This is a genomic window from Streptomyces sp. NPDC001530 (assembly GCF_042894545.1).
Classification (GTDB): domain Bacteria; phylum Actinomycetota; class Actinomycetes; order Streptomycetales; family Streptomycetaceae; genus Streptomyces.
In genome coordinates, this window is the sequence record NZ_JBIAVS010000032.1 from 53,948 (window position 1) to 77,015 (window position 23,068).

Annotated in this window: 17 protein-coding genes and 4 pseudogenes; 8 read left to right on the forward strand and 13 right to left on the reverse strand. The window is 69.4% G+C overall.

Features of this window, described 5'->3' with window-relative positions; translation table 11 throughout:
• Positions 1–8: 8 nt before the first annotated feature.
• Both ACFY0T_RS44045 and ACFY0T_RS44050 read right to left on the reverse strand, forming a co-directional pair.
• Entirely contained in the window at positions 9–1,106 is a 1,098-nt protein-coding gene (locus ACFY0T_RS44045) for an alpha/beta hydrolase family protein (RefSeq protein ID WP_388884169.1), read from the reverse strand.
• The gene (locus ACFY0T_RS44050; protein WP_388884170.1) at positions 1,103–2,662 is read right to left on the reverse strand and encodes a bifunctional 3-(3-hydroxy-phenyl)propionate/3-hydroxycinnamic acid hydroxylase; all 1,560 of its coding nucleotides are present in this window, start codon (positions 2,660–2,662) and stop codon (positions 1,103–1,105) included. Before ACFY0T_RS44050 ends, ACFY0T_RS44045 begins: the two co-directional genes overlap by 4 nt.
• A 174-nt stretch (positions 2,663–2,836) precedes the next feature.
• Here ACFY0T_RS44050 and ACFY0T_RS44055 point away from each other — a divergent pair, with 174 nt between their 5' ends.
• Positions 2,837–3,484: a TetR/AcrR family transcriptional regulator gene (locus tag ACFY0T_RS44055; protein WP_388884171.1), complete on the forward strand. Its 648-nt coding sequence runs from the start codon at positions 2,837–2,839 to the stop codon at positions 3,482–3,484.
• Between the two features lie 127 nt (positions 3,485–3,611).
• On the opposite strand, the gene ACFY0T_RS44060 is transcribed toward ACFY0T_RS44055, so the two are convergent.
• The 3 genes and pseudogenes from ACFY0T_RS44060 to ACFY0T_RS44070 all read right to left on the reverse strand — a co-directional run.
• Positions 3,612–3,740: a hypothetical protein gene (locus ACFY0T_RS44060; RefSeq protein WP_388884201.1), complete on the reverse strand. Its 129-nt coding sequence runs from the start codon at positions 3,738–3,740 to the stop codon at positions 3,612–3,614.
• Positions 3,741–3,770: 30 nt separating this feature from the next.
• Positions 3,771–4,341 (reverse strand): annotated as a pseudogene (locus tag ACFY0T_RS44065) (substrate-binding domain-containing protein).
• Positions 4,322–4,801: pseudogene (locus ACFY0T_RS44070) on the reverse strand (LacI family DNA-binding transcriptional regulator); the annotation flags it as partial. The pseudogenes ACFY0T_RS44065 and ACFY0T_RS44070, both read right to left, overlap by 20 nt.
• A 406-nt stretch (positions 4,802–5,207) precedes the next feature.
• Between ACFY0T_RS44070 and ACFY0T_RS44075 the strand changes: the two are divergent.
• The 3 genes and pseudogenes from ACFY0T_RS44075 to ACFY0T_RS44085 all read left to right on the forward strand — a co-directional run.
• Positions 5,208–6,075, forward strand: a pseudogene (locus tag ACFY0T_RS44075) (thiamine pyrophosphate-dependent enzyme); the annotation flags it as partial.
• Between the two features lie 224 nt (positions 6,076–6,299).
• Entirely contained in the window at positions 6,300–7,496 is a 1,197-nt protein-coding gene (locus ACFY0T_RS44080) for a Gfo/Idh/MocA family protein (protein WP_388884172.1), read from the forward strand.
• A 26-nt stretch (positions 7,497–7,522) separates the two neighbouring features.
• Entirely contained in the window at positions 7,523–8,521 is a 999-nt protein-coding gene (locus ACFY0T_RS44085) for a sugar phosphate isomerase/epimerase family protein (RefSeq protein ID WP_388884173.1), read from the forward strand.
• Between the two features lie 459 nt (positions 8,522–8,980).
• On the opposite strand, the gene ACFY0T_RS44090 is transcribed toward ACFY0T_RS44085, so the two are convergent.
• The gene (locus tag ACFY0T_RS44090; protein ID WP_388884174.1) at positions 8,981–9,646 is read right to left on the reverse strand and encodes a nitroreductase; all 666 of its coding nucleotides are present in this window, start codon (positions 9,644–9,646) and stop codon (positions 8,981–8,983) included.
• A gap of 537 nt (positions 9,647–10,183) precedes the next feature.
• Positions 10,184–10,663: a MarR family winged helix-turn-helix transcriptional regulator gene (locus ACFY0T_RS44095; protein ID WP_388884175.1), complete on the reverse strand. Its 480-nt coding sequence runs from the start codon at positions 10,661–10,663 to the stop codon at positions 10,184–10,186.
• A 522-nt stretch (positions 10,664–11,185) separates the two neighbouring features.
• Between ACFY0T_RS44095 and ACFY0T_RS44100 the strand changes: the two genes are divergently transcribed.
• Positions 11,186–12,115: a UTP--glucose-1-phosphate uridylyltransferase gene (locus tag ACFY0T_RS44100; protein WP_388884176.1), complete on the forward strand. Its 930-nt coding sequence runs from the start codon at positions 11,186–11,188 to the stop codon at positions 12,113–12,115.
• Between the two features lie 258 nt (positions 12,116–12,373).
• Positions 12,374–12,478 (forward strand): annotated as a pseudogene (locus ACFY0T_RS44105) (aldo/keto reductase); the annotation flags it as partial.
• Positions 12,479–12,889: 411 nt separating this feature from the next.
• Here ACFY0T_RS44105 and ACFY0T_RS44110 read toward each other — a convergent pair.
• The 4 genes from ACFY0T_RS44110 to ACFY0T_RS44125 form a co-directional block, all read right to left on the reverse strand.
• Positions 12,890–13,828, reverse strand: coding sequence for a hypothetical protein (locus ACFY0T_RS44110; protein WP_388884177.1), 939 nt, complete (start codon positions 13,826–13,828; stop codon positions 12,890–12,892).
• Positions 13,825–14,313 carry a hypothetical protein gene (locus ACFY0T_RS44115; RefSeq protein WP_388884178.1) on the reverse strand — a complete coding sequence of 163 codons (489 nt, stop codon included), beginning with the start codon at positions 14,311–14,313 and terminating at the stop codon, positions 13,825–13,827. The genes ACFY0T_RS44110 and ACFY0T_RS44115 overlap by 4 nt, the downstream gene beginning before the upstream one ends.
• Before the next feature lie 3 nt (positions 14,314–14,316).
• Positions 14,317–15,540, reverse strand: coding sequence for a macrolide family glycosyltransferase (locus ACFY0T_RS44120; RefSeq protein ID WP_388884179.1), 1,224 nt, complete (start codon positions 15,538–15,540; stop codon positions 14,317–14,319).
• A 963-nt stretch (positions 15,541–16,503) separates the two neighbouring features.
• Positions 16,504–17,046 carry a transposase gene (locus tag ACFY0T_RS44125; RefSeq protein ID WP_388884180.1) on the reverse strand — a complete coding sequence of 181 codons (543 nt, stop codon included), beginning with the start codon at positions 17,044–17,046 and terminating at the stop codon, positions 16,504–16,506.
• Positions 17,047–17,377: 331 nt separating this feature from the next.
• On the opposite strand from ACFY0T_RS44125, the gene ACFY0T_RS44130 reads away from it, so the two are divergent.
• Together ACFY0T_RS44130 and ACFY0T_RS44135 are read left to right on the forward strand one after the other, a co-directional pair.
• Positions 17,378–19,852 (forward strand): SpoIIE family protein phosphatase, encoded by a 2,475-nt coding sequence (locus ACFY0T_RS44130; protein WP_388884181.1) that lies wholly within the window; start codon positions 17,378–17,380, stop codon positions 19,850–19,852.
• Positions 19,853–20,129: 277 nt separating this feature from the next.
• Positions 20,130–20,255, forward strand: a complete 126-nt coding sequence (locus ACFY0T_RS44135; protein WP_388884182.1) for a hypothetical protein — start codon at positions 20,130–20,132, stop codon at positions 20,253–20,255.
• A gap of 31 nt (positions 20,256–20,286) precedes the next feature.
• Here the strand turns inward: ACFY0T_RS44135 and ACFY0T_RS44140 are convergent, their stop codons facing one another.
• Positions 20,287–21,681 carry an SMI1/KNR4 family protein gene (locus ACFY0T_RS44140; protein WP_388884183.1) on the reverse strand — a complete coding sequence of 465 codons (1,395 nt, stop codon included), beginning with the start codon at positions 21,679–21,681 and terminating at the stop codon, positions 20,287–20,289.
• 252 nt (positions 21,682–21,933) lie between these two features.
• On the reverse strand, positions 21,934–22,776 hold the full coding sequence (locus ACFY0T_RS44145) for an IS5 family transposase (protein ID WP_388884184.1): 843 nt from the start codon (positions 22,774–22,776) through the stop codon (positions 21,934–21,936).
• Positions 22,777–23,068: the final 292 nt, after the last annotated feature.

Here is a 23,068-nt window from a genome sequence, read left to right on the forward strand (position 1 = left end):
GGGTGTTCCTACCTGCTCGGGATGTCCTGGCCGACGAGGTGGTCCATGAACCAGTCTCCGGCGTACGCGTCGCGTTCGGCCGCATGGTTGTACAGGGTGTGCTCGCCGTCGGGCCAGATGCGGACGGTAGCGGCGGCAGGGTCCGCGGCGCGCAGGAAGGGCTCCTGGTCCTCGTAGCGGGCGAGGGGGTCCTGGCCGCCGTGCAGCAGGAGCAGCGGGCAGGTGATGCGGTGCTTGTCCGGGTCGAAGCGCAGGCTGTCCATGACCTCGGCCACCCGGTTCGGGTCGTCGCTGCCGACCACGGCGGCCATCTGCTCACGGGCCGTGCGGAATTCCGGGACTGTGGGGGCTGCCGGGGCGCCGTTCACCATCACCGCGCCGACGCGCGGGTCGGCGGCGGCCAGGTGGGCGGCGAACAGGCCGCCGAAGCTGACGCCCTGGACACCGATGGCACCGCCGAGACGGGGATCGGCCTCGACCAGGTCGACGAAACGGGCGAAGCCTTCGGTGACGCGCTCGTCGACGTACAGCCCGTGCCGCAGCCGGGATTCGCCCTGACCGGGTCCTTCCGCGAGCAGACAGGCCAGGCCGCGCGCGGTGTACGCGTCGGCGACGGGCAGATACGCGGCTCCCCAGCCGCTGAGCCCGCCCCACACGATGACGGTGGCCCGGGCCGCGCCGTCCGGCGGCAGGCACAGCCAGCCGCCGAGGACGCCTTCGCGGTAAGGGATCTCCACGCGCTCCACGTGGGGTGCCAGGGCGGTGGTCGCGGCGGTGTGCCGGGCGTACAACTCCCGTTTCCGCGGCGTGTCTGTCTGGTAGGCCATCTGCGCGAACATCAGGGCTGCGGAAGCGAACCGGTACGCCTGCCGGGCGGTCGTGCGGTGGCCCGCCCCCTCCGCGAGACGTGCTCGCTCCAACTGCCCCTCCGCCAGAGCTTCCGCTGCGTCCTGCCATGGCCTCGCCTCCGCGGTGGCGGCGAGCAGGCGGCGGGCGTCGGCGGGGTCCATGCCGCAGTCGGCGAGCCGGGTGAAGGGCATCGCCCGGTGCTGGGCCGCCACCAAGGGCGACAGCGGAGCCGACATCTCAGGGTTCCCGGTGGTCATACGGCGACCGCCTCGACCGTTCCGGACAACGCGGCCCGAAGGTCGTCCACCAACGCGCCGAGGTCCCTGCTGTCGGCCGCCGTGCCGAACAGCACGAAGTCGGGGCGCGCCAGATACGCGACCGCGTCGAGCCGCTGGAGATACTCCCGGTGGCGTCCGCCGAGGTCGTCGACGGTATCGAGGGCGACCACGGCGCAGCCCAGGCGCTGGAGCAGGGCGAGCCGCTCCGGGCCGAGGGCGGTGGTCGGGTCCTCGGCGGTGACCAGGGCGAAGCCGTATCCGGTCAGGTCGTCGAAGCGTCCACTGCGCCCGTCGGCCAGACGGATCCGCCCTTGCGGGGTGAGCGTGCCGACCGGCGCGTCGGTTCCCGGTCGCAGTACTCCGTCGCTCAGCGGCGGGAACGGAGGCGGCAGGGGCACCTTGCCCGCGAGGAAGGCCGCGTCCCGGGCGGCCGCGACCTCGGTGTCGTGCGTGTTGGCGACCTTGCCCAGGCCGATCGCCGCATGGGTGATGGCGGTGACGTGCGGGCGGCGCTCGGCCTCGTAGGTGTCCAGGAGCGCGTCCGGTGCCTGGCCACCGAGGACGAGGTGGAGTTTCCAGGCGAGGTTGGTGGAGTCGCGTATGCCGCTGCACGCGCCCTGGCCGAGGTACGGGGGCATGGTGTGGGCGGCGTCGCCGGTCAGGAAGACCCGGCCGGCCCGCCACCGGGTGGCGATGCGGGCCTCGAAGCCGTAGACGAGCCGGCGGGTGATCCGCACGTCGTCGGGGCCCAGGTCGTGGTAGTCGCGCAGGAGGCGCCAGGCGGTCTCCGGGGCGGTCATCTCCTCGCGGGTCTCGCCCGGCAGCAGGGCGAACTCGAAGCGCTGACGGGTGTGGCCGATGTTGATGGTCATGTGCCCGCGCGCGGGATCGCAGTACTGGGTGCCGTACGCGAACTCCGCGGGCTGGGGGCGCAGCCACTCGGTGTCGACGTTGACCCACTGCTCGTTGAAGCCGAAATCCTGACGCTCCACGCCGAGCAGTTCCCGGAGCCCGCTGCGGCTGCCGTCGGCGGCGATCACATAGCGGGCCCGGACCTGATCGTGCGGTCCGTCGGCGCTGATCGCATCGGAGTTCCAGCCGCGCAGGCGCAGTGTGACGCCGTCGGCGTCCTGATCGAGGCCGGTGACCGCCCAGCCCTGACGGACGTCGACCGTGCCGTAGCCGCGCAGCCGCTTGTCGATCGCGCTCTCCACGTCCGGCTGGTACATGGAGATGTGGTCCGGATACCCCATCGAGCCCTCGGGTGTCGCCGGGATGCGCACGAGGGTCTCGCCCTTGCCGTTGACCCACACGTACTGGCAAAGGGACGAGTCGTGCAGCGCTTCGTCGATGTCGGCGGCCGCCTGGATGGTGCGGGCGGTCTCGTCGTCGATGTGGGTGAGGCGGGGCAGCCCATACAGGCCGGGCCAGCGTTCGCAGACCACGACCCGGTGGCCGAGCCGGCCCAGCAGGGACGCGGCGGTGAGTCCGGTCGGTCCGTAGCCGACGACGGCGATGTCGTAGAGCGGAGCCATGGAGCACCTCCGGAAACGGCCCTCGCCAGGGCGAGGGGTGAGGTGGGAAGGATGGGACGCAGATGGCGTCGAGTCGCAGCTTCAAATATGTGAGCTTGGATTCACATTCAATGTGAGCCGAGGTTCACATGCCCGCAACGTGGACGTCAAGAGCCCCGTCGATAAAATGCGCGAGTGACCGAGCCCACAGCCCGCCGACCTGCCGCCCTCCAGGAACGCAGCCGCCGTTCGCAGCAGGACATCCTTCAGGCCGGGTACGCGCTGCTCGAACAGGGCGGGGTAGAGGCGCTGACCGTGGCCGCCGTCGCCGAGCGGGCCGGCATGGCGGTCGGGTCCGTCTATCGCCGGTTCGGTGACAAGGAGGGGCTGCTGCTGGCGATCCAGCACGCCTTCACCGACAACCTCCTGACCGAGATCGCCCGGCGCTCATCCGTGGAACGGCTGCGCATCCTGCGCGATCCGGCCGTGGCGATCGCCGAGGCCGTCGGCGCGCTCACCGACGCGTTTCAGTCGCACGAGGCCCTGTTGCGCGTCTTCCTGCTGCTCGGCGTCCGGCACGAAGCGGTGCGGGCCGAGGGCTCACGGGTCAGCGTCGAGGGCAACCGCCGCTTCGCCGCGGCCCTGGACCACGTAGCCATCGCGCATCCGGACCGCGCGGCCGCGCTGGACTTCGCCTACCGCCTGACCTACGCCACGCTGGCGCACCGGGTCACCCAGGGCGAGTTCTTGGAGTCCGAGCGCCCGCTGCCGTGGAACGAACTGCGCAGCCGGCTGCAGACGGCGACCATCTCCTACCTCCTCAGCACGCCGGAAGACCGCTGACCGCTCGGCTCGCCGTCGCGCGGAGTGCGCGCACGGGGGCTTGACTCGCCATGTCGCGTCTGTGAACGTGAGCTCATCGCCGATGTGAGCGCAAACTCACATTCCTGCCTCAGGCACTGGGGAGTGGTCACGACGAACCGGAGTTCATGATGCCGTCCACGTCCAGGAGGAGGGCGACGGCCCCGGCGGGGATGACTCCGAGCGCCGAGGCGGTCGCCGACAGGGCGAGGAACGCCGAACCTGGGACGCACGCCATGCGCTTGCGGGCAGCACTTCGCTGCACCTGTCAGGCAGGTTCGGCCGTGGTGCCGCGAAGGACGAGGCGCGGGGTGAGGACGACCTCGCGGGGTTCGATGCGATCCTCGTCGAGGCGTTCGACGGCGGCGGTCACCGCGTGCCGGGCCTGTTCCCGGGCGCTCTGGCTGACGGTGGTCAGGTTGAAGCAGCTCAGCCGGGAGAGCGTGTCGTCGTCGTAGGCCGGCCACGGACACCTTGCCCGGGACGGCGACACCGGCGCGGGAGAGGGCGGCCAGGACGCCGATGGCGCACTGGTCGTTGAACGCGATGACCGCGGTGGGCAGTTCGGCGCCGTCGAGGAGATGTCGGACGGCGCGCTCGCCGGCCGCTTCGGTGCGGTCTCCGGCGAGGACCCGGACGTGGTCGTCCAGGCCTGACGGCGCATGGCGGTGCGGTAGCCGCGGCGTCGGTCGGTGGCGATGCCCCCCTTGCCGCCGTCCACGTAGACGATCGCGCGATGGCCGAGACCCGCGAGGTGGTCGACGATCTGCCCACTCCGTCGTCGTCCGCCGTGCGCACGACGTCCAGGCCGGCGTCGGCGATCCGGCGGCCGACGGCAATCACCGGGGACTTGCGGTCGAGGGCGGCAAGGGTGTCCGCCGGGGCGGTCGGACCGAGCAGGATCAGGGCCTCGCTACGGAAGGCCAACAGCGTCTCGACGGCGGTGTGCTCGTCGCGGATGCGGGTCTGGGTGCTGAGCACGAGGTCGTGGCCGACCTCCTCGGCGGCCGCGTGCAGGTGCTCGACCAGTTCGGCGTGGAACGGACTGTGGACGTCGACCATGACGCCGAGCAGCCGGGTACGTCTGCTGGCCAGCATGCTCGCGATGCGGTCCACTTGGTAGCCGAGGTCGGCGGCCGCCTTCAGGACGCGCCGCCGGGTGCGTTCGCTCGGGCCGGGCACCCCGCGCAGTAACAGGGACACCGACGCCGTCGACACACCTACGCGTGCGGCCACGTCCTCCAGCCGGGGGCGCTTGCCCGTGCGGTTCCGGTGACGTGCGGAACCGACGTCGTCCACCAGCGCCTCCCCGCGGAAATCTCCTCGCGCAACACCCTTGACACCCTCACGAAACGAGGCCGATAGTACCAGGACTTAAAGCGCTTTAAATTGTCCTGTTGTTCCAACCAAGTCAGCTCAGGACCGCGGCACCGACATCCGGCATCTTTCGGCGCGCCGAATCCGTCCGGTCACTGTCGCCGACGCCCACAAGGCGCAGGCGACACGGCCGCACCACGGATTCGACCAGCTCTCCCCTCCCTTACCGCGCCCCGACCGAGGCCGTCGCACCCTTCCCGGCCCACCCGGCGGCCGCCGAACCACCTTCCCCTCCCAGTTGCACAGTGAGGTGCACGCATGAACCGCACGTCTCTTCCCCGCCCCCGCAGAATCGCCCCCGTGGTGGCCGTGGCCGCAGTGGCCGCCCGCCGGCAAGGGCGCCGTCCCGTGGGACCACCCCTGCGCGGCAGGCGGCATCGGCTCCTACGCGGCCAACGAACTGGCCCGCGAGGCCGACGCCGTGCTCGGTATCGGCACCCGGTACAGCGACTTCACCACCGCCAGCCACACCGTCTTCGCCAACCCGGACGTCACCTTCGTCAACCTCAACGTGGCCCGCCTGGACGCCGTCAAGCACTCGGCGGAGCCACTGGTCGCCGACGCACGCCTCGGCATCGAGGCGCTCGCGGGGGCCGCTGGTGAACTGGAAGGTCTCAGCGGAGTACCGGGCGCACACCCGTCAACTCATCGGCCGCACAAGGGAGATCGAGGACGGGTGCTTCAGCCTCGGCCACACTCCCCTGCCCGCCCAGACCGAGATCCTCGGCGCGCTCAACGACGTCCTCGACGACCGCGCCGTCGTCATCAACGCGGCCGGCTCCATGCCGGGTGACCTGCAACAGCTGTGGCGGGCCCGGGATCCCAAGGCCTACCACGTCGAGTACGCCTACTCCTGCATGCGCTACGAAGTCGCCGCCGGCCTCGGCGCCAAGATGGCCGACCCTTCCCGCGAGGTCGTCGTCCTGGTCGGCGTCGGCTCGTATCTGATGATGGCTCAGGAGATCGTCACCATGGTCTCCGAGGGCCTGAAGGTCATCATCGTCCTCGTCCAAAACCACGGCTTCGCCGCCATCGGCGCGCTGTCCGAGTCCCTCGGCTCGCAGCGGTTCGGCACCAAATACCGCTACCGGCACGGCGATTCGGGCCTTCTCGACGGCGACGTCCTGCCCGTCGACCTCGCCGCCAACGCCTCCAGCCTCGGCGCGGACGTCCCGCACGCCACCTCGGTCGACGAGATCAACGTGCCGGTGCCCGTGCCGATGTCGTACTACTCCTTCGGCGGCTGGAAGGACTCCCTCATCGGCGACTCCCCCATCCACAGCCCCGAAGGCATCCGCTTCTACACCCGCCCCAAGGTCGTCACCACCCGCTGGCCGCAACCCGCCCAGCAGCCGACCGCCGGCTTCAACTTCCCCACCTCCAACTGACACCCCCACGTGTCCTTTTGAAAGGCACCACCATGACCACGTCCGCCAAGCCCCTCTCCGTCGCGGTGATCGGAGCCGGCATGGCCGGCCGCAGCCACGCCGCCGGCTACCGCAACGTCAACACGGTCTTCGGTGCCGGTCTGCCGCCGGTCCGGCTGGCCGCGATAGCCGACGCCAACGTCGAACTCGGTGAGGACGCCGCCCGCCGCTACGGATACGAGAAGGCGCTCCCGAGCTGGGAGGCCGTTGTCGAGGACCCGACGATCGACGCCGTCAGCATCGTCGTCGGCAACGCGTTGCACCGCCCGATCGCGGCGGCGCTGGTCACCGCGGGCAAGCACGTGCTGTGCGAGAAGCCGCTGGCCGGTTCGCTCGAGGACGCGCGCGCCATGGCCGAGTTGGAGCGCAGCGCCGACGTCGTGACCGCCGTCGGGTACACCTTCCGCCGTTCCCCCGGCATCGCCGCGATCCGCGACCACGTACGCAACGGCGAGCTGGGCGATCTCACCCTGTTCAGCGGCCGGTACTGGTGCGACTACGCGACCGACCCGAAGGGGCCGCTGAGCTGGCGGTTCAAGGGCGACCTCGGCTCCGGCGCGCTCGGGGACGTCGGCTCGCACATCATCGACGTCGCCGAGTACGTCGCCGGGCCCATCGCGGCGGTCTCCGGTGCCAGTTTGTCGACGCAGATCTCCAAGCGGCCGCTGCCGCTGGGCGCTGTCGTCGGACACAACGCGGCCCCCGTCTCCGACGAGGTCGGCGAGGTCGAGAACGAGGACACCGCGTCCTTCACCGCCCGCTTCGAATCCGGTCTCGTCGGCACCTTCTCGGTGACGCGCACCGGCTTCGGCCTGCCCAACGGGCTCTCCTTCGACGTCCTGGGCGTCGGCGGCCGGGCCGCGTTCGACCAACACCGGCCCGCCGAGTACCTCTTCGACGACGCCCAGCCCGCCGCCCGTACCCGCGGCGCCCGTCAGATCATCGCCGGCCCGCAGCTGCCCTACTTCGCGGGCGGGGTCCCGATGGAGGCGCCGGGCGTGGGCGCCAGCAACGCCGACAACTTCACCTACCAGGCCCGGGCCTTCCTCGACCAGGTCGCGGGCACCACCGACCCGCTGCCGGCCTGCGCCACCTTCGCCGACGCGCTGCGAACCATGGAGATCATCCAGGCCGTCGTCGAGTCCTCCCTGGGCGGCGGCGCCGCCGTCACCGTTCCGCCCGTCGCCTGACCACCCGCATCCAAGGAGCAACTCCCATGGCCCTCAAGCTCGGCGCCTACACCGCCTGTCTGCACGACCGTCCCCTCACCGAGGCCCTCGACATCCTGAAGGAGAACGGTCTGACCTCCGTGGAGGTCAACACCGGCGGCTTCATCCCCTCCCCCCACTGCCCGGTCGACCTCCTGCTGTCCTCGGCCACCGCGCGCGAGGAGTACCTGGCGACCTTCGCCGACCGTGGAATGGAACTGACCGGCCTCAACTGCAACGGCAACCCGCTCAACCCCCTCCCGGGTGTCGGCCCGAAGCACGCGGACGACCTGCGCCGTACGATCCGCCTCGCGGGCCTGCTCGGCGTCAAGCACGTGGTCACCATGTCCGGCACCCCGGGCTCCGACCCCGACGCCAAGTACCCCTCATGGGTGGTGAACCCGTGGGACGGCGTCTACATGGACGTCCTGGACTACCAGTGGGGCGTGGCCGTCGAGTTCTGGAAGGAGATCGACGCGCTGGCCAGGGAGAACGACGTCCGGGTCGCCATCGAGATGCACCCGCACAACCTGGTGTTCTCCCCGGTCACCCTGAAGCGGCTCGTCGACGAGACGGGCGCCACGAACGTCGGCGCCGAGATGGACCCGTCCCACCTGATGTGGCAGGGCATGGACGTCATCGCCTCCATCAAGTGGCTGGGCCCGCTGGTGTTCCACGCCGCCGCGAAGGACGCGACGCTCTGCCCCGGCGCCGACATCCGCGGCGTCCTGGACACGTCGTTCACCCGCGTCCCCGCCGACGCGCCCGGCAAGGTGCCCACCGGCTACGGCTTCTGGTGCAACGCCTGGCCCGAGAACCCGGCGTGGAAGTTCGTCGCCGTCGGCCTCGGAAACGACGTCTCCTTCTGGACCGAGTTCCTGCGCGCCCTCGCCGAGATCAACCCCGACATGGCCGTGAACATCGAACACGAGGACGCCGCCTACTCCCAGACCGAAGGACTCGCCCTGGCCGCCAAGAACCTGCACAGCGCCGCGTCCGCCCTGTAAATCCACACCCCCGCGTGGCCCCGTCCCCGTCTGCCTTGAACGGGGCCACGAAGAACCGGGAACAGCACCGAGCTTCTTCCTGACCGCGGGGGATCGGCTCCACCGTCCGCCGATCCCCTCACACGGCCCCTGCTACCGCATCCAGCCAGGCCACAGCAGCCGCCTGCCTACCTGGCCGCGCTTTCGGGGTGCGGGGAACTCACGTCGCAATGATCACGTAGCGGACACCTTCTCGTTGACCTGGCCGAGCGCGATGCGCCGGGAGACCATCGAGTCGAGGTCCAGCTGTCCGGTCTCAGCCCGCTCGCGCGGCTCGGACCTGCCAAACGGTGGGCGAATCGGGCATGCAGCCGGCTATCTCCTCGGACCACGAATCGACCTGCTCGACCGTCAGCTCATCAGCACACAGTCGCACCAACGAGCATCAATCCCCCCGTCATGCCGCATGCGATTCCAGTACTAACCGTCGACGAACGTGACCGTCTCGTCGAGCGGGGCCCGGCCCGTACGGGCGTAATCCACCGTGACGTCCTCGAACCCGATCGACATGCCACAGAAGAGGATGAGCTCGTCCGGGCGTGACAGGACCTCCGCGACGGTCCTGTGATACTTCGCCCATGCCATCTGCGGGCAACTGTGCAGCCCTTCGGCGCGGAGCAAGAGCATGACGGTCTGCAGAAACATGCCGACGTCGGACCATTGGGCCGGGCCCATGTCGCGGTCGATGTAGCAGAACAGGGCGGCGGGCGCGCCGAAACAGTCCCAGTTCGCGGAAGCGGCCCTCTGGCGCGCCTCTATGTCCTCGCGCGCAATGCCGAGCGCGCCGTAGCGCTGTGCGCCGAAGGCTGATCGACGTTCGCGGTACGGGGACTTCAGTGCGGGCGGGTACTGCTCGTACTCCGCGTCGTCCCAGGGGTCGCCTGCGGCCAGGCGCTCGCCGGTGCGTTTCTTGAGCTCGGCCAGCGGCGCGCCGGTCAGCACGTAGGCGTGCCACGGCTGAATGTTCGATCCGGACGGCGCCCAGGCCGCGGCGGACAGCACACGCTCCAGCACCTCCCTCGGGACGTGCCGGTCGGTGAATCCGCGCACCGCCCGTCGGCTCGTGACTGCCTCATAGACGTCCATGATCGCCTGCCTCCCTACCTGTTCAACGCATCTATTACCGTTACGTTCACGATAGTATCATTCAATACCATTTCGGACATATGAGCCCCACGTATGTGAGGAAGGAGACTCGTACAGGAACCGACCACGAAGGGTGCCGCCGGCGCCGTTGCCGAGGTCCGCCTGCGGCGCGTCCAGGACCCGCCTGTACAAGCGGTCACCCGTAACAACGCCCGGATAGAGCACGTCTCGGCCACCGGGCACATTCCCGTGGTGACGCATGAGGACCTGCTGCGAGCGGACGCGTCACCTTGGGCACACCCGCCCGGTTCGATAATGTCGCGACCCAGCCCAAGGCCTTGATGGACACCCTGTCCGACCTATGGCACCAGAACCTGGCGGCAAGGCCTACAGCGACTTCACCTCGTCCGCCTCAAGCATTGCCGGGAGCGGCCGAGTCGTCATGGGAAGCCGGGTGGCCAAGCCTTCAAAGCCATCGGCGGCAGCTGCCTGAGACGAAGGTCGCCCACGCGGCAGGCAACCGTCGCGCGGATGCGCTTACGCCTCGCCGCCCGCGGGATAGGAAAACCGGGTCAGCAGATCCGTCAGCTGCTCGGGCTCGCCGGTCCCCAGTTCGGCAACCAGACGCTCAACCAGCGGCTCCGCCGCCACATGAGCCGCATCGATAAGCTCGACACCCTGAGGCGTGATCTCCACTGCCCGCACCCGCCGGTCCCCCGGAACCGCCTTGCGTACGGCCAGCCCCTTACGCTCCAGGTCGTCCACGACCCGCATGATCCCCGCCTTGTCCGACCCCGCCGCCGTCGCCAAGTCCCGCTGCACCGTGGGCCCGCGGTCGACGAGCACGATCAGCACGCCATAGTGCCGCAACTCGATGCCGAGCGGCCGAAGCGCCTCCGTCATCACCGAGGCCGCGCGCCAGTGCGCCCGGCGCAGCAGCAAGCCGAGAGCGAAAGGCGAGGCATCCCCGGGGCGGTCGGTCGCACGCACGGTGGCGGTTCTGTGAGGATCGGCCATGGACGCACATTACCAGCCATCCATTCATTCGATACGGTATCGGTTGAAACTAAACGCGGCTTGTCAGGGTCGCTCCCAGCGCAGTGCTCAGCGGCCAAGACCCACGGCATAGCCGCCGGGAGCCGGTCTGACAGTGCCCATCGACGAGCCCTGTTAGATCCCGTGCTCGGCGAGGCCCAGCCCTTCGGTCACGGCAGTACGTCCCAAGCGACGAGAAGCACCTCAGCACTGAGCGACGTGCCGTCCTCGAGCCGCACGCTCACACCGCCCGGAGCCCGACGAGTGCGTGGACAAAGGCTTCTTCCCAGGGCGCGCGACCGCGTGCGCACCCAGGTCGCCGCGCCGATCGACACCAAGCGGGTACTTCGCGGTGACGAAGTACCCCGCTTCCTTACTGTGTGTGCCGGTAATTACCCAAGCGGTCGGCAAGACGGGCGATTGCAGGGGCAGCGGCGGGCGTTGGTAGCGTCGGCGTGTGCCGTGCCGGCCGGTACGGTGCGCTGCTCGACCGAGAGAGACGTGATGTCCCCGACGATTCGCAGGGCCGTCATCCCCGCCGCCGGACTCGGCTCCCGTCTGCTGCCCCTGACGAAGGCGACACCGAAGGAGATGCTCCCGGTCGGCGACAAGCCGGTCATCGAGCACACCGTGCGCGAGCTGGTGGACTCCGGCATCACCGACATCACCATCGTCGTCTCCGGCGGCAAGAGCCTCATCCAGGACCACTTCCGCCCCAACCCCGCCCTCGTCGAACAACTCCGCGAAGACGGCAAGGCGGCCTACGCGGACGCGGTGGAGGAGGTCGCAGAGCTGGCCCGCCAGGGCCACATCACCTACCTCGACCAGTACGGCCCCTACGGCAACGGCACCCCGGTGCTGAACGCTGCCCGCGCCTTCGGCGACGAGCCGGTGCTGGTGCTGTGGCCCGACGACGTCTTCGTGGCCGAGGTCCCCCGCGCCCAGCAGCTGATCCGCGCGTATGAGCAGACCGGCTGCCCGGTGCTGGCCCTCATGCCGATGGACCCCACCCACTCCCAGCGCTATGGCGTGCCGATCGTCAAGGAAGACCTCGGAGACGGCCAACTGCGCATCACCGGCCTGGTCGAAAAGCCCGAGCCCGCTGCCGCCCCGTCGTCGTACGCGGCTATCGGCGGTTACGTCGTCACCCCCGGCATCATCGACGAACTGCGCGAGCAGACCCGCCACTGGTACGAGCACAAGACCGGCGAGGTCTACCTGACCGACGCCATCAACGCCTACGCCGCCACCCGCGCGGTGTACGGGCAGGTCATCAAGGGCCGCTGGTACGACACCGGCAACCCGGCCGACTACCTCGTCGCCCAGATGGCCCACGCCCTCGCCCACCCCGAGTACGGCCCCATCCTGCGCGGCCTGGTCGCCGGGCTCGACGTCGACCGTGCTGCCGCCCTCCAGGCGGAAACCAGCACCTGACCTGACGCTTTCTGTCCTGGGCCGCCCGCCCACAGCGAGCAGCCCAAGACAGGGAGCACCTCGTGGTACCCCAACGCGTCGTCGAACCCCTCATCGATCAGCACGACAGCTGGCTTGGCGGAAGAGCGGCCTTGCCGCGCGCGGCTGCACACCGATCGGTAGCACCACACGGAACGCTCCTCGTCCTGCTTGTTGACCGGGCATCCCAAGGTCCACTCCCTCCACAAGAGCTGGGGATGTCGCAGAGGGTGGGAACAAGTCGGATTCGTTCCCAACTCACCGCTGGGTCGCGGATTTCTCACCGACGCGGTGAAGCCCGCCGCCGAATACCCCGCCGACCACATACGCCGTTGGCCACTCCGCCGACGGGCTCGCCGCCCCACGCAGCGGGGGTCTCCCGCCCGCCGACCAAACAGGGCGGGGAGACCGCTGGGGGCCGTGGCCTGTAGAGCAGTGGATCCCCGGTCAGTGAAGCCGGGGATCCTGCGCACCATGAGCATTCCACCGCTCCGCGCGAAGCTGCACCTCAAGCTCGCCCGTGCCATGTTGGCCGAGCCCCGTCACGTCCCGGGTGAACCCGGAATCGAGACGCAAACCGCGGTGACCAAGGGTGTCGGCCGCATCGCCCTCACCGCATACACGGTGCCACGGCTGCCCTTCACCAAGTGCTCTTCCAGCCCATCGCAGCCGACGACGTCGCGGCGGAGGCGCCCGACAAGGTCGACTTCGCGCCAAGCGCTCCGGGCCCTGCGCTGCACGCTCGGGTCGAGGTCCTCATGGCAACGGGTCCTCCGTCGCAGCGGTCGCGCTGTGGCGGGCGCGGATGAGCGCGATCACAGTGTCGGTGGTGCAGTCGAGGTAGCTGCGGCCATCGGGCAGCTGGGCCTTCGGGCTGATGTAGCTGCGCGGCCCGAGGTGGGTGGCCGGGTCGAGCCGATGCACGGTGATCTTCCCAGCGCGGCTGGCCCGGTTCCATCCGCCACGGCGGAACAGCCGCCAGCGCTGGGGGAAGATCCAGGTGCCGACCCGCTCAATCCAGTCGCTCGCGCTGGTGAGCTGATGCACGTGCTCGGCATGGGTGAGGTCGTTGGCGCCGTTGTGGAACCCACCGAGCGTGATCAGCAGGAGCGGAGAGCGTAGCTGGGTGTGCAGTTCGTCAACCGCGCCGGTGGCGACCTGGGCGCCGCCGCTGTAGCTGAGCAGCACCACGGGGATACCGCTGTCGGGCTGGTAGCCGGCGAGCCGGAGCTGAGTGGCGATCTGGGAGCCGACGGCCCGGTTGTACAAGGGGCGGTACCTGCGGTCGGCGGCGACGAAGATCTGCATGACATTGTGCAGGAACAGCAGCAGCCCGATCCGGCGGCGCAGCCACACCCACACCGGCCGATCAGCAAGCGGGTCGGCAAGCGGCGAGTAGGGCTGCACCTGACCCAGCACCCGCAGCTCCGGCGCTCCAGCGATCAGGGCCTTGACCAGCTGGCCGCCGTCCCGGGTGTCGCGGACGCGGCGTTTCCCGATGCCGTCCAGGTAGACCAGGTAGGCATCCGGGGGACTATCAGGGGCCGCACCCCGGGCATAGGGCACGCCCTGCGGGAGCTCGGTGGTAGGGGCCCGCCAGCCGGCGCTGTAGGCCATCACTTCGTAGCGGGCCAGCAGAGCTTCGGCGAGCAGAGCCGGCCCAAGCACGCAGACCCAGAGCAGGAAATCGTTCATGCGATCGGCTCCGGCATCTCGGTCGCACTGACCCTCACGACTAGACGCCGAACGGCCTCTACCGCGACACCCAGGCCGACCCCAGCGACGGCCACGCAACCGGCGGCGGCCCACCAGCCCAGCCCGGCCGCCGCGGCGAGCGGACCGACCAGACCGGCCCCGACCCCCACAAAGAGCAGCAGGTGGAGCAGGGGCCCAAGCAGCGGGAACGCAAGGACGGCAGCAAGCACCAGCGGGGCTACCAGGCCCGGTGTCCACTCCAACCCGCCGCCTGGCGGTCGAGGGGACACCACCCGCTCGGCCAGGTTCCACGCGGTCAGCGGCCACAGCGCGAACACAGCACCCTCGACGAGGCCACCGGGCAGCAGCAACCCGGCAGCAACAGTCCGCGACATGCCAGGCCGGCGCGCCACCAGAGGCAGGATGCGCCCGGCGGCCTCCGACAGCCCGGCGAACAGCAACAGGATGACGACGACGGGTGACATCACTCAGCCTCGCTGTGTCGGATCGACGGAAGCCGACTGACTGACCGAGCCGACCGCATGCAGGTACCGCTCGAGTTCGTCGGCGGCGCGCCGATATCCACCCGCCTCGTGCTGGGCGGCCTGCAGGGTGGTCGCGGCTGCCCGGAACCGGGGGTCGTCGAGCAGGCGCCGGGCGAGGGCACGCACGGAGCCCTCGGTGACGTCCTGCGTACGTATCGACAGGCCGGCGCCGAGCTCTACGACACGACGGGCCACCATCGGCTGGTCAGCCCCCTGCGGGACCACCAACATCGGAACCCCGGCGTACAGGGCCTCGTTGACACTGTTCATCCCGCCATGGGTGACGAACAGCGCCGCGCGCGCCAGCACCTCCGGCTGCGGCACGAAGCGGCGGGCGAGCACGTTGGCCGGCAACGGACCCAGCGCGGCGGGATCGGTCTGCCCGGTGGCGACGATCACAGTGCCGCCCAGCGGGGCGAGCGCGGTGGCGAAGCTGCGCAGCAACTGCGGGTCGGCGTTGAACACCGTGCCCAGCGAGGCGTACAGCACCGGGTCCTGCAGCCGATCGGCCGGGAACGACGGGTCGGCCGGGCGGGAGCCAATGCTTGGGCCAACGAACCGGTAGGCCTGGTCGAAGTCCTCGACGGCAGGCTGGAACGCCCGCGAGGTGTAGACCAGATTGAGCGGCTGGCGGATGTTTCCCAAGTCGAGCAGGGGCAACCCACGTGCGTCGAAGCGACGGCGCAGCTCCCAGCGCGACCGCAGGTAGCCCTGGAGGCTGCGGGGCCGAGCCGTCGCCGCGGCCAGCAGGTCCCACGAGCCGCGGGTGGGGCTGGGCACATGCCGGTTGTACGCAAACGTGGTGAACGACGCCGCCGCCGGTACCTCGAGTTCGCGGGCGGCGACTGCGCCCCACAAACAGGCGTTGTCGTGGACGATCAAGTCGGGCCGTACGCGGCGCAGGTCGGTGAGCACCGCGGGCAGCAAGCGGACGGCAGTACTCGCAAGCCCCTCCATCAGCGTGGCCGGCGTCGGCGGATCGGGGAGCGGCTGGTCGCCCCCGGGGGAGAGGCACACCGTCGCGCCGGCGGCCTCGATCTCCGCACGGAACGCGGGCGAGGTGTGGTACGTGACGGTGTGGCCGCGCCGAACGAGTTCGGCCACTACCGGCAGCGTCGGATTGACGTGCCCCTGCATGGCGATGTTGAGGAACGCGATGGTACTCACAGACCGACCCCCCGTAGAGAAGAAGTGGACGCTTTGCCCGGACTGGCGGATGCCGCCGAAAGGCCGTCGGCCTGGTACAGGCCCGGCCCACTGATACGCAGCCCGTCGAGAAAGCGTCCCGCCGTGCGGAACGCGGTGCCCAGCAGCGCCGGCGACGATGACCCAGACGGCGGGCAGCAAAGCAAGGGTGTCGACGCCGAGATGATGCTTGCGGCTCCTGCGACTTTCTTGCCGACGTCGATGCCTGGCCGTCTGCGGGAACGTGTCTGACGCCCCCCATGGCCACGACCACTCGCCGAGTCGCCCCCGCCGAAGCCAGAACGTGCCGAAGAGGCTGCTCTCCGGCGACATGTGACCCTCATCATCCACCTCGCTCATCACGAATCGGGCTGGTACGCAACCAAGACCGGGCTGCGACCCGATGTGTGACCCTGTTCGCCAGGGATGTTGTGTGACACCGTCACCGCATCAACCGCAGATTCCGGGATGAAATACCCGGGATAAAGCGACTTGTGAGAGGATGATTAATCCCGATAGGGAGGTTTCACCCCAGCTCGCTGACTAGCCAGCATGTGACGTAAGTTACGGGCCCCAATGCGGGCCGCGAGGCTGGCGTGAGAACCGACATCGGCCTCTTGGGGACATCAATCTCGTCTCATCCAAAAAGGTCCGAATTCACACGTCCACGTGACCCGCCCTCGGGTCCACCCAGGGGCCAGTTGAGACTGCACTTGACTTACGTGACCGACGGGGCGATCAAAGTTGGGTTCAATCGCTCTCTGAACCCGTCGCACACTGCCCCCAACACGGGGGAGAGACCTGCGGGTTCTCACCCAGACACCCTCAGAGGACCGTTGATGACGATGCGCCCCTTTCACCTGGTCGCGGGTTTCGGGTCGCGCCATGTTGGTGTGCTGCGGCCGGTGAGGCGTCGGCCCATGATGTCGATCACGGACCACTTGATCATCGCCTCGGAGGTTGCCGGCAGCGCCTCGTAGTCGCGGCCAGGCGGCGGTGTCGCATGGCCCACGCGTTCGTGCGTTCCACGACCCATCTCGTGTTCGGGGCGCGTTGCACGACCTCGACGTTGACCCCGATCGCCTGCCCGTGGTTGACGACCGTGTTCTTGAAACCGGAGTCGGTCCACACGATCGCCAGGCGTGGCGCCGCGGCCGCGAGCCGGTCAAGGATCTCGGTACGGCCGGTACTGTCGTGCGCGCTCGCGGCCAGGACCAGGACGACCAGCAGCAGGCCGAGCAAGTCGACGAGGAGGAACCGCTTGCGGCCCTTGATGGACTTGGCCGGGTCATATCCGGTCGTCTTGCCGGAAACACCGGCCGCGGTCTTCACGCTCTGCGCGTCCAGGATCGCGGACGTCGGCTCCTCGTCACGACCCGGGGCCCGGCGCACCCGGCGCCGCAAGGTGTCGTGGATCAGGTCGAGCGTTCCGCCATCGCGCCACGCCCTGAAGTAGAAGTACACGGTCTGGTGCGACGGGTGGCTCAAAGTTGAAGGGCGCACGAGGGAGCGTGTCAGGTGCCCGGCTCTTAACAGTGCATCACAAGGCGTGAAGCGCAGGATGCAGAGCTTCCCCTACCTGCGACGAGCTGCAATTCGAGGAGCGCGCAAAGGTCGCCCGGAGGCGGGGCGGGTCAGCCGGCCACTTGGAGCTTCGCCCGGCTGACAGCCCGACGGCGACCGCAATGACGGGAGCAGTATCAGTCGCGGCTGCAGCGCCGTCACAAAACCGATCGTTATCCGGTCATTCGATGAAAAAGGGACACATCATTCGAGCCCCGCACCGCCGGCTTTCCCAGACTCCCGAAGAGAGCACTCGATGACCATGACCAGCCTCGACGCAGTGACACTCGGTAAGCAGCTGAACGCGTCTGATATATCCGACACGGCAATCGCGCTGCTCGACGAGCAGGGAACGGTCGCGGCATGGACACACACCGCCGAACGGCTCGTCGGATTCTCCGCCGGAGACGTCGTGGGCCGGTCAGCCGCACTCGTGCTGCCATCCTTCAAGGAAGCGACGACGACATCGGCGTTCGTCGAGCAGTGCCGTGCCGAAAACGGCTGGTCAGGGGCGACGGCAGTGCGCCACCGGGACGGCCGCGTACTCGACGTCAGCGTACGGCTCACGATGTTGCGCGGCCAGGACGGGACAGCGCGATGGCTCGCGTCCGTGACCGACGCCGTCCCGCAGTCCGGGGCGATAGACAGATCGGTGCGGGGACCGCTTCTCGCCCGCGCGCCGATCGGTGTCGGCATTCGTGACCGGCAACTGCGGTCCACCTACGTAAACGACGTTGCTGAGAGCCACGACGGCCTTCCCCGTGACCGACGTCTCGGCCGTCGATTCACCGAGGTACTGCCGGGTGCCAATGCCGAAACAACTGAGGCGGTGATGCGACAGGTCCTCCAAAACGGTGCGCCCAAGATCCACGAGTACCGGACGTGGATGCCGACGAGTCAGGGCCCGGAGCACCAGTTCGCGGCTTCATTTCAGTGCCTCCAGGGCGCCGACGGCCAAGCGCTGGGGGTGTGCGTCATCGGCGCTGACGTCACCGCGAGCCAGCGGACGCGTGAGCGCCTCGCCGTCCTCAGCCAGGCCAGTACGCGTCTGGGCAGCACCCTGGATGTGATGCAGGCCAGCCAGGAACTGGCCGACCTTGCCGTGCCGCTGCTCGCCGACCACGTCGCCGTGGACCTGGAACAGTCGATCTCGTTCGGGGAGGGGCCCCCGGTCCGCATCGGCGCGACGGGCAAGCGCCTCCCCGGTCTCCGACGTGCCGGTCTGGCCTCGATCCACCGGGGGGTCCCGGAATCCCCATGGTTGCGCGGCGAGCCGGTATTCGTGCCGCCGGTCTCACCCTTCACCGACGTCCTACGTGCCGGGAAGTCCCTCCTGGAGCCGGTCCTGGACACCGCCTCGGGCACATGGGTCGACAAGGTGCCGGAACTGGCACACAGGGTCCGCGAGCACGGCGTGCACTCGATCATGGTCGTACCCATCCGTGCACGGCGCTCCCTGCTGGGCGTGGCGCTGTTCGTCCGCACAAAGGATCCCGTGCCGTTCCATGAGGTCGACCTCCTCCTGGCCGAAGAGCTCGTCGGCCGCGCCGCGCAGTCGTTGAACAACGCCCGTCAGTACGCTCGCAAACACACCGCCGCCCTCACACTGCAACGCCATCTGCCGCCCCGCCGGTTGAAAGGCGGCACAGCGGTCGAGGCGGCGTCGCGCTACCTGCCCGCGGACCTGGACCACGGTGTCGGCGGGGACTGGTTCGACGTGATCCCGCTGTCCGGCGCACGGGTGGCGCTCGTCGTCGGCGACGTGATCGGACACGGCCTCCACGCCGCCGCGACCATGGGCAGGCTCCGCAGCGCCGTCCACACCCTCGCCGACATGGAACCGCCCCCCGACGAGCTGCTGGCCCACCTCGACGACACGGTCCAACGACTGGGCGAGGAAGACGCCGACACCCCGGACCAGACCCCCGCGGTGGTGGGTGCCACCTGCCTGTACGCCGTCTACGACCCGGCCACCCGCCGGTGCACCATGGCATCGGCCGGGCACCCCCCGCCCGCGATCATCTTCCCGCAGGGCCGGGTCACGTACCTCGACCTCCCCACCGGAGCCCCCCTGGGTGTCGGCCTGGGGGACCCCTTCGACTCCGTGGAACTGGAACTGGCCGAGGGAAGCGTCCTCGCCCTGTACACCGATGGCCTGATCGAGACCCGTGAACACGACATCGAAGAGGGAATGCGCCGGCTGGGCACCGTCCTCGCACAACCGGGCCGATCCCTGGAAGACCTCTGCGACATCGCAACGCAGTCCCTTCCGGACCAGACACCGTGCGACGACGTCACGCTCCTCCTCGTCCGCACCCGCTCCCTCAGCCCGACCCGGGTGGCCTCCTGGACACTGCCCGGTGACCAGTCCGCCGTCCGCACCGCCCGCACCCTTGCAGCACGACAACTGACGGAATGGGGCCTGGAAGATCTTCAGGACGCCACGCAACTGATCGTCAGCGAACTCGTCACCAACGCCATCCGCCACGGCACCGGACAGATCGGGCTGCGGCTCATCCGGCACCAAGTCCTGACCTGCGAAGTGTCCGACACCGACGCGTTCGCCCCGCGACCGCGTCGCGCACGCACCACGGACGAGAACGGCCGCGGCCTCTCCCTCGTCACCAAACTGTCGCGCAGGTGGGGCTCCCGCTCGATACCGGGCGGCAAGGTCGTCTGGGCCGAACAAGACCTCCCCCACACATCCGGCCCCCGATCGGCGCCTGCCTGAGGCGAACCCACCGACCTCGCGAAGCGGGCTTCGCAGGGGCGTCCGACACACCTCCGACCCTCTCTTTACCGCTTACGCCCTCTGACGGACTCCACCACAGTTCAGAGGGTGACGAGAGGTGATCTACGCATTCACTCCGGAGTAAGAGGTCGCGCAGATAGGCGGTCGCTAAAAGGTGTCCCATAAATGTTCGACGGTAACTGGTAGTTGCTGGCAGAGATAAGCAAACCCGTCCGCGGCCGCGTGATGCGGTAACCGTCGTAGAAGCAACGCGCGGATGATCGCCGCGCGCGGCCGGATCTCGAAGATCTGCCAGGGCTACGCCCGGCTGGCGCGCGCGAAGCGAAAGAACGGGTGGCTGCCGCGCACGAACCACTGGCCCGTGTGGCCCGTGCATGGCTGAAGCCGTTCCCCGCCGCCCCGGCCAGCCAGGGCTACGGCATGGGGCCGAGGCTGCCTTCCAGGGTGGTGCGGGTGATCAAGGGGCGGTCCCAGCGGGCGAGGATCTCGTTGGCGAGGTCCACGACCGGCAGGGGGTCGACGTCGTTGCGCACCTCGATGCCGGCGGCCAGCAGGCTGCGCGGGACCGCGTCGGCGTCCAGGAGCACGCGCCAGTCCTGCGGGCAGAGCTCCAGGAACTCGAGGCCGGTGAGCCGGGAGATCTCCAGCGGGTCGGCGAGCGTGCCCGGGGAGGCCCTAAAGGTTCGCAGGCGCGGCAAGTCCACGACGGGCTCCAGGCTGAGCGGTTCGCCCTCCCACACGCCGATGCTCAGGACCTCCAGCGCGGAGTGCGCGGCGACCTCGACACTGCTCACACCGCGGCTGTTGACGTGCGCCACGGCTGGCCGCTCGTCGTCCGCGCGCCGGCGGGGACTGCGCCTCCCCCGTCCAGGCAGCACCAGCTCGGTGAGGGAGTCGGCGATCAGACCCGCGCCGATGCTCTCCTCGCGGACGAGGACGATGACCTGCCCGGTGTGCCCGCCCGGTCCCGGGGTCAGGTCGACCGCGAGCCGGTCGCCGTCCCAGTGGCCGAAGACGATCCAACCGGGTGAGCCGACCAGCCCCTGCACCGCAGTGTCGGACCGGGTGTCAACCGCCTCCGCCTCCAACGCCGCGAACCGCCACAGGGACCGGCCTGAGGCGGCGTCGGCGATGTACAGCTCGTCAAGGGGCAAGAGTTGGCAGCCGACTGCCTCGGCGACCCGCATGGCCGGCTCGTAGTCGTCGTTCCAGTCCTCCCAACGGGCCCGGGTCACCCGGTAGAGCGCCTTGAGCTCGTCGGGCAGCGGTATCCCGAGGCGTGCCTCCGCCTCCGCCAGCTCCGCCTCCGTGGCGCCGATGGCGTCGGGGAGGCGTTCGCGCAGGAAGCTCTCCAGTGCTGCCGGATCCGCCGCCGGCGAGGGCTTCGCGTCAGGCACCGGATCGGGCAGCCGGCGCCAGGGCTCGGGTACAGCGCCTTCGACCAGTACGAGCGCACCCGGGAGCGGCCCGCTGACCTCGGCCTCCACGGCGGGCCCGAAGTCGAGCAAGTGCAGCACGGCCGGGCCGTCCGGGGACATCCGGGCCACGAAGGAGGCGCCGTCGGCGTCGGCCTCTGCCAGCGCGCCCCGCACCCGCTGCACGGCGTCGAACTCGGGCCGTCTGTCCGCCGCGACAGACGCCTGCCCGTGCATGGTGAACATCGTCCCCCATGGCATCGGCACGCTGTACGCGTGGGTGCCGATCCGTCCGGCGACGTGACCGCCCAGAGTGCCCGGCGTCGCGGTGTGAGCGGATCGCAGGATGTGCAGCAGAGGCTCCCAGGTCGTGAACTCATGGAGCGTGGACAACAGGTGCCTCCGATCGGCGCGGTCAACGTGGCGAGGTGATTATCACGGGAGGCACTGACAGCCCCCTTCCCCAGCGGCACTCGGCCTCGCCGACCGCTTGCCTTGAACGGCGAGGAACCTGCGGAAGCCGCCGACCACGGCCCGCCGGACCCAATCCGGATCGCCGGCGTTCTGCCGCTGCACCACTGCTGGAGTCGTCTGGGGCAGCGGTCGAAGTGCTGGCGGTGCGCGACGTTTAGAGGTGCGCGGCGGTCATGGTCGGCGGTCCGGGCGTTTGTCCCAGCGGTGAGTCGTCCATGTCCGCCGGATCAGACTGCGCACGGTGATGATCGTGTCGGCGAGGTCGAAGAATGCGTCGACGACGGTGGCGCGCCGCTCGTAACAGCGGGCGAGCCGGTAGAAGGCGTTCTGCCAGGCGTGGGTGCGCTCCACGTGCCACCTCTGACTGGCCTGGATGGGCGCCTTCTCGCCCTTGTGCGCGATGCGGCCGTGGAGGCCGCGTTCATTGAGCAGCGCGCGGGTCTTGTCCGAGTCGTAGCCAGCGTCCAGGTGCACGGTGACGTCGTCGGGCAACGGCCCCAGGTCGTCCAGGCGGTCCAGGGTCGGGGCGAGCAGCGGGGAGTCGTGACGGTTGGCTCCGGCCAGGACACGACCCAGTGGAATGCCGTAACCGTCCGTCATGCCCGAGCGTTTCAGGCCCTGTTTGCCCCGGTCGACCGGGGAACGCCCGGCCACCTCGCCGCCTCCGGGAGCCTTGGTGATGGAGCCGTCCACGGCGATCTGGTCGAGGACGAGGCCGACGATCCGGTCGTAGGAGCCGAGCGCGATCTGTTTGAGCCGGGCGAAGGCGCCCAATCGTATCCACTCGTCGCGACGGTTGCGGATCGTGGTGGCCGAGCAGGTGGTGTCGGCGATCGCCTCGTAAGAACAGCCGAATCGCAGCAGTTGCAGCATCTTGTCGAAGATGATCCGGTCGCTAATGCGTCGGCGGTGGCAGCCGAGCGGATGGTCCGGGTGGTACTCCGGCCGCTCGGGAAACAGGACCGCGAATTGGTCCCAGAGCGGTTCAGTCAGCCATGATGGAAGCGCGGGCACAGGTCTCCCCAGTGATTACAGAGCGTCGCAACTCCATGATCACCAGGACCTGTGCCCGTCCTGTTGCCGGTGTCCCCAACCTCGCCTATCCGCGCGACCTCTAAGCGACTCGGACCTGTGAGAGGGCCCGCATCCGAAAGTACGGGCCCTCTCGCGTCTCCCACTCTCCCACCTGTCCGGCTGTCCGGTTACGCCTCTCACCTGCATCAACGGCCCGGACCGCTCATAGTGGCGGTGTCCGGGTCGTCCGGTCACAGACGGCTGCAACATTTTCGGGGTGTAGCAGCCCGTC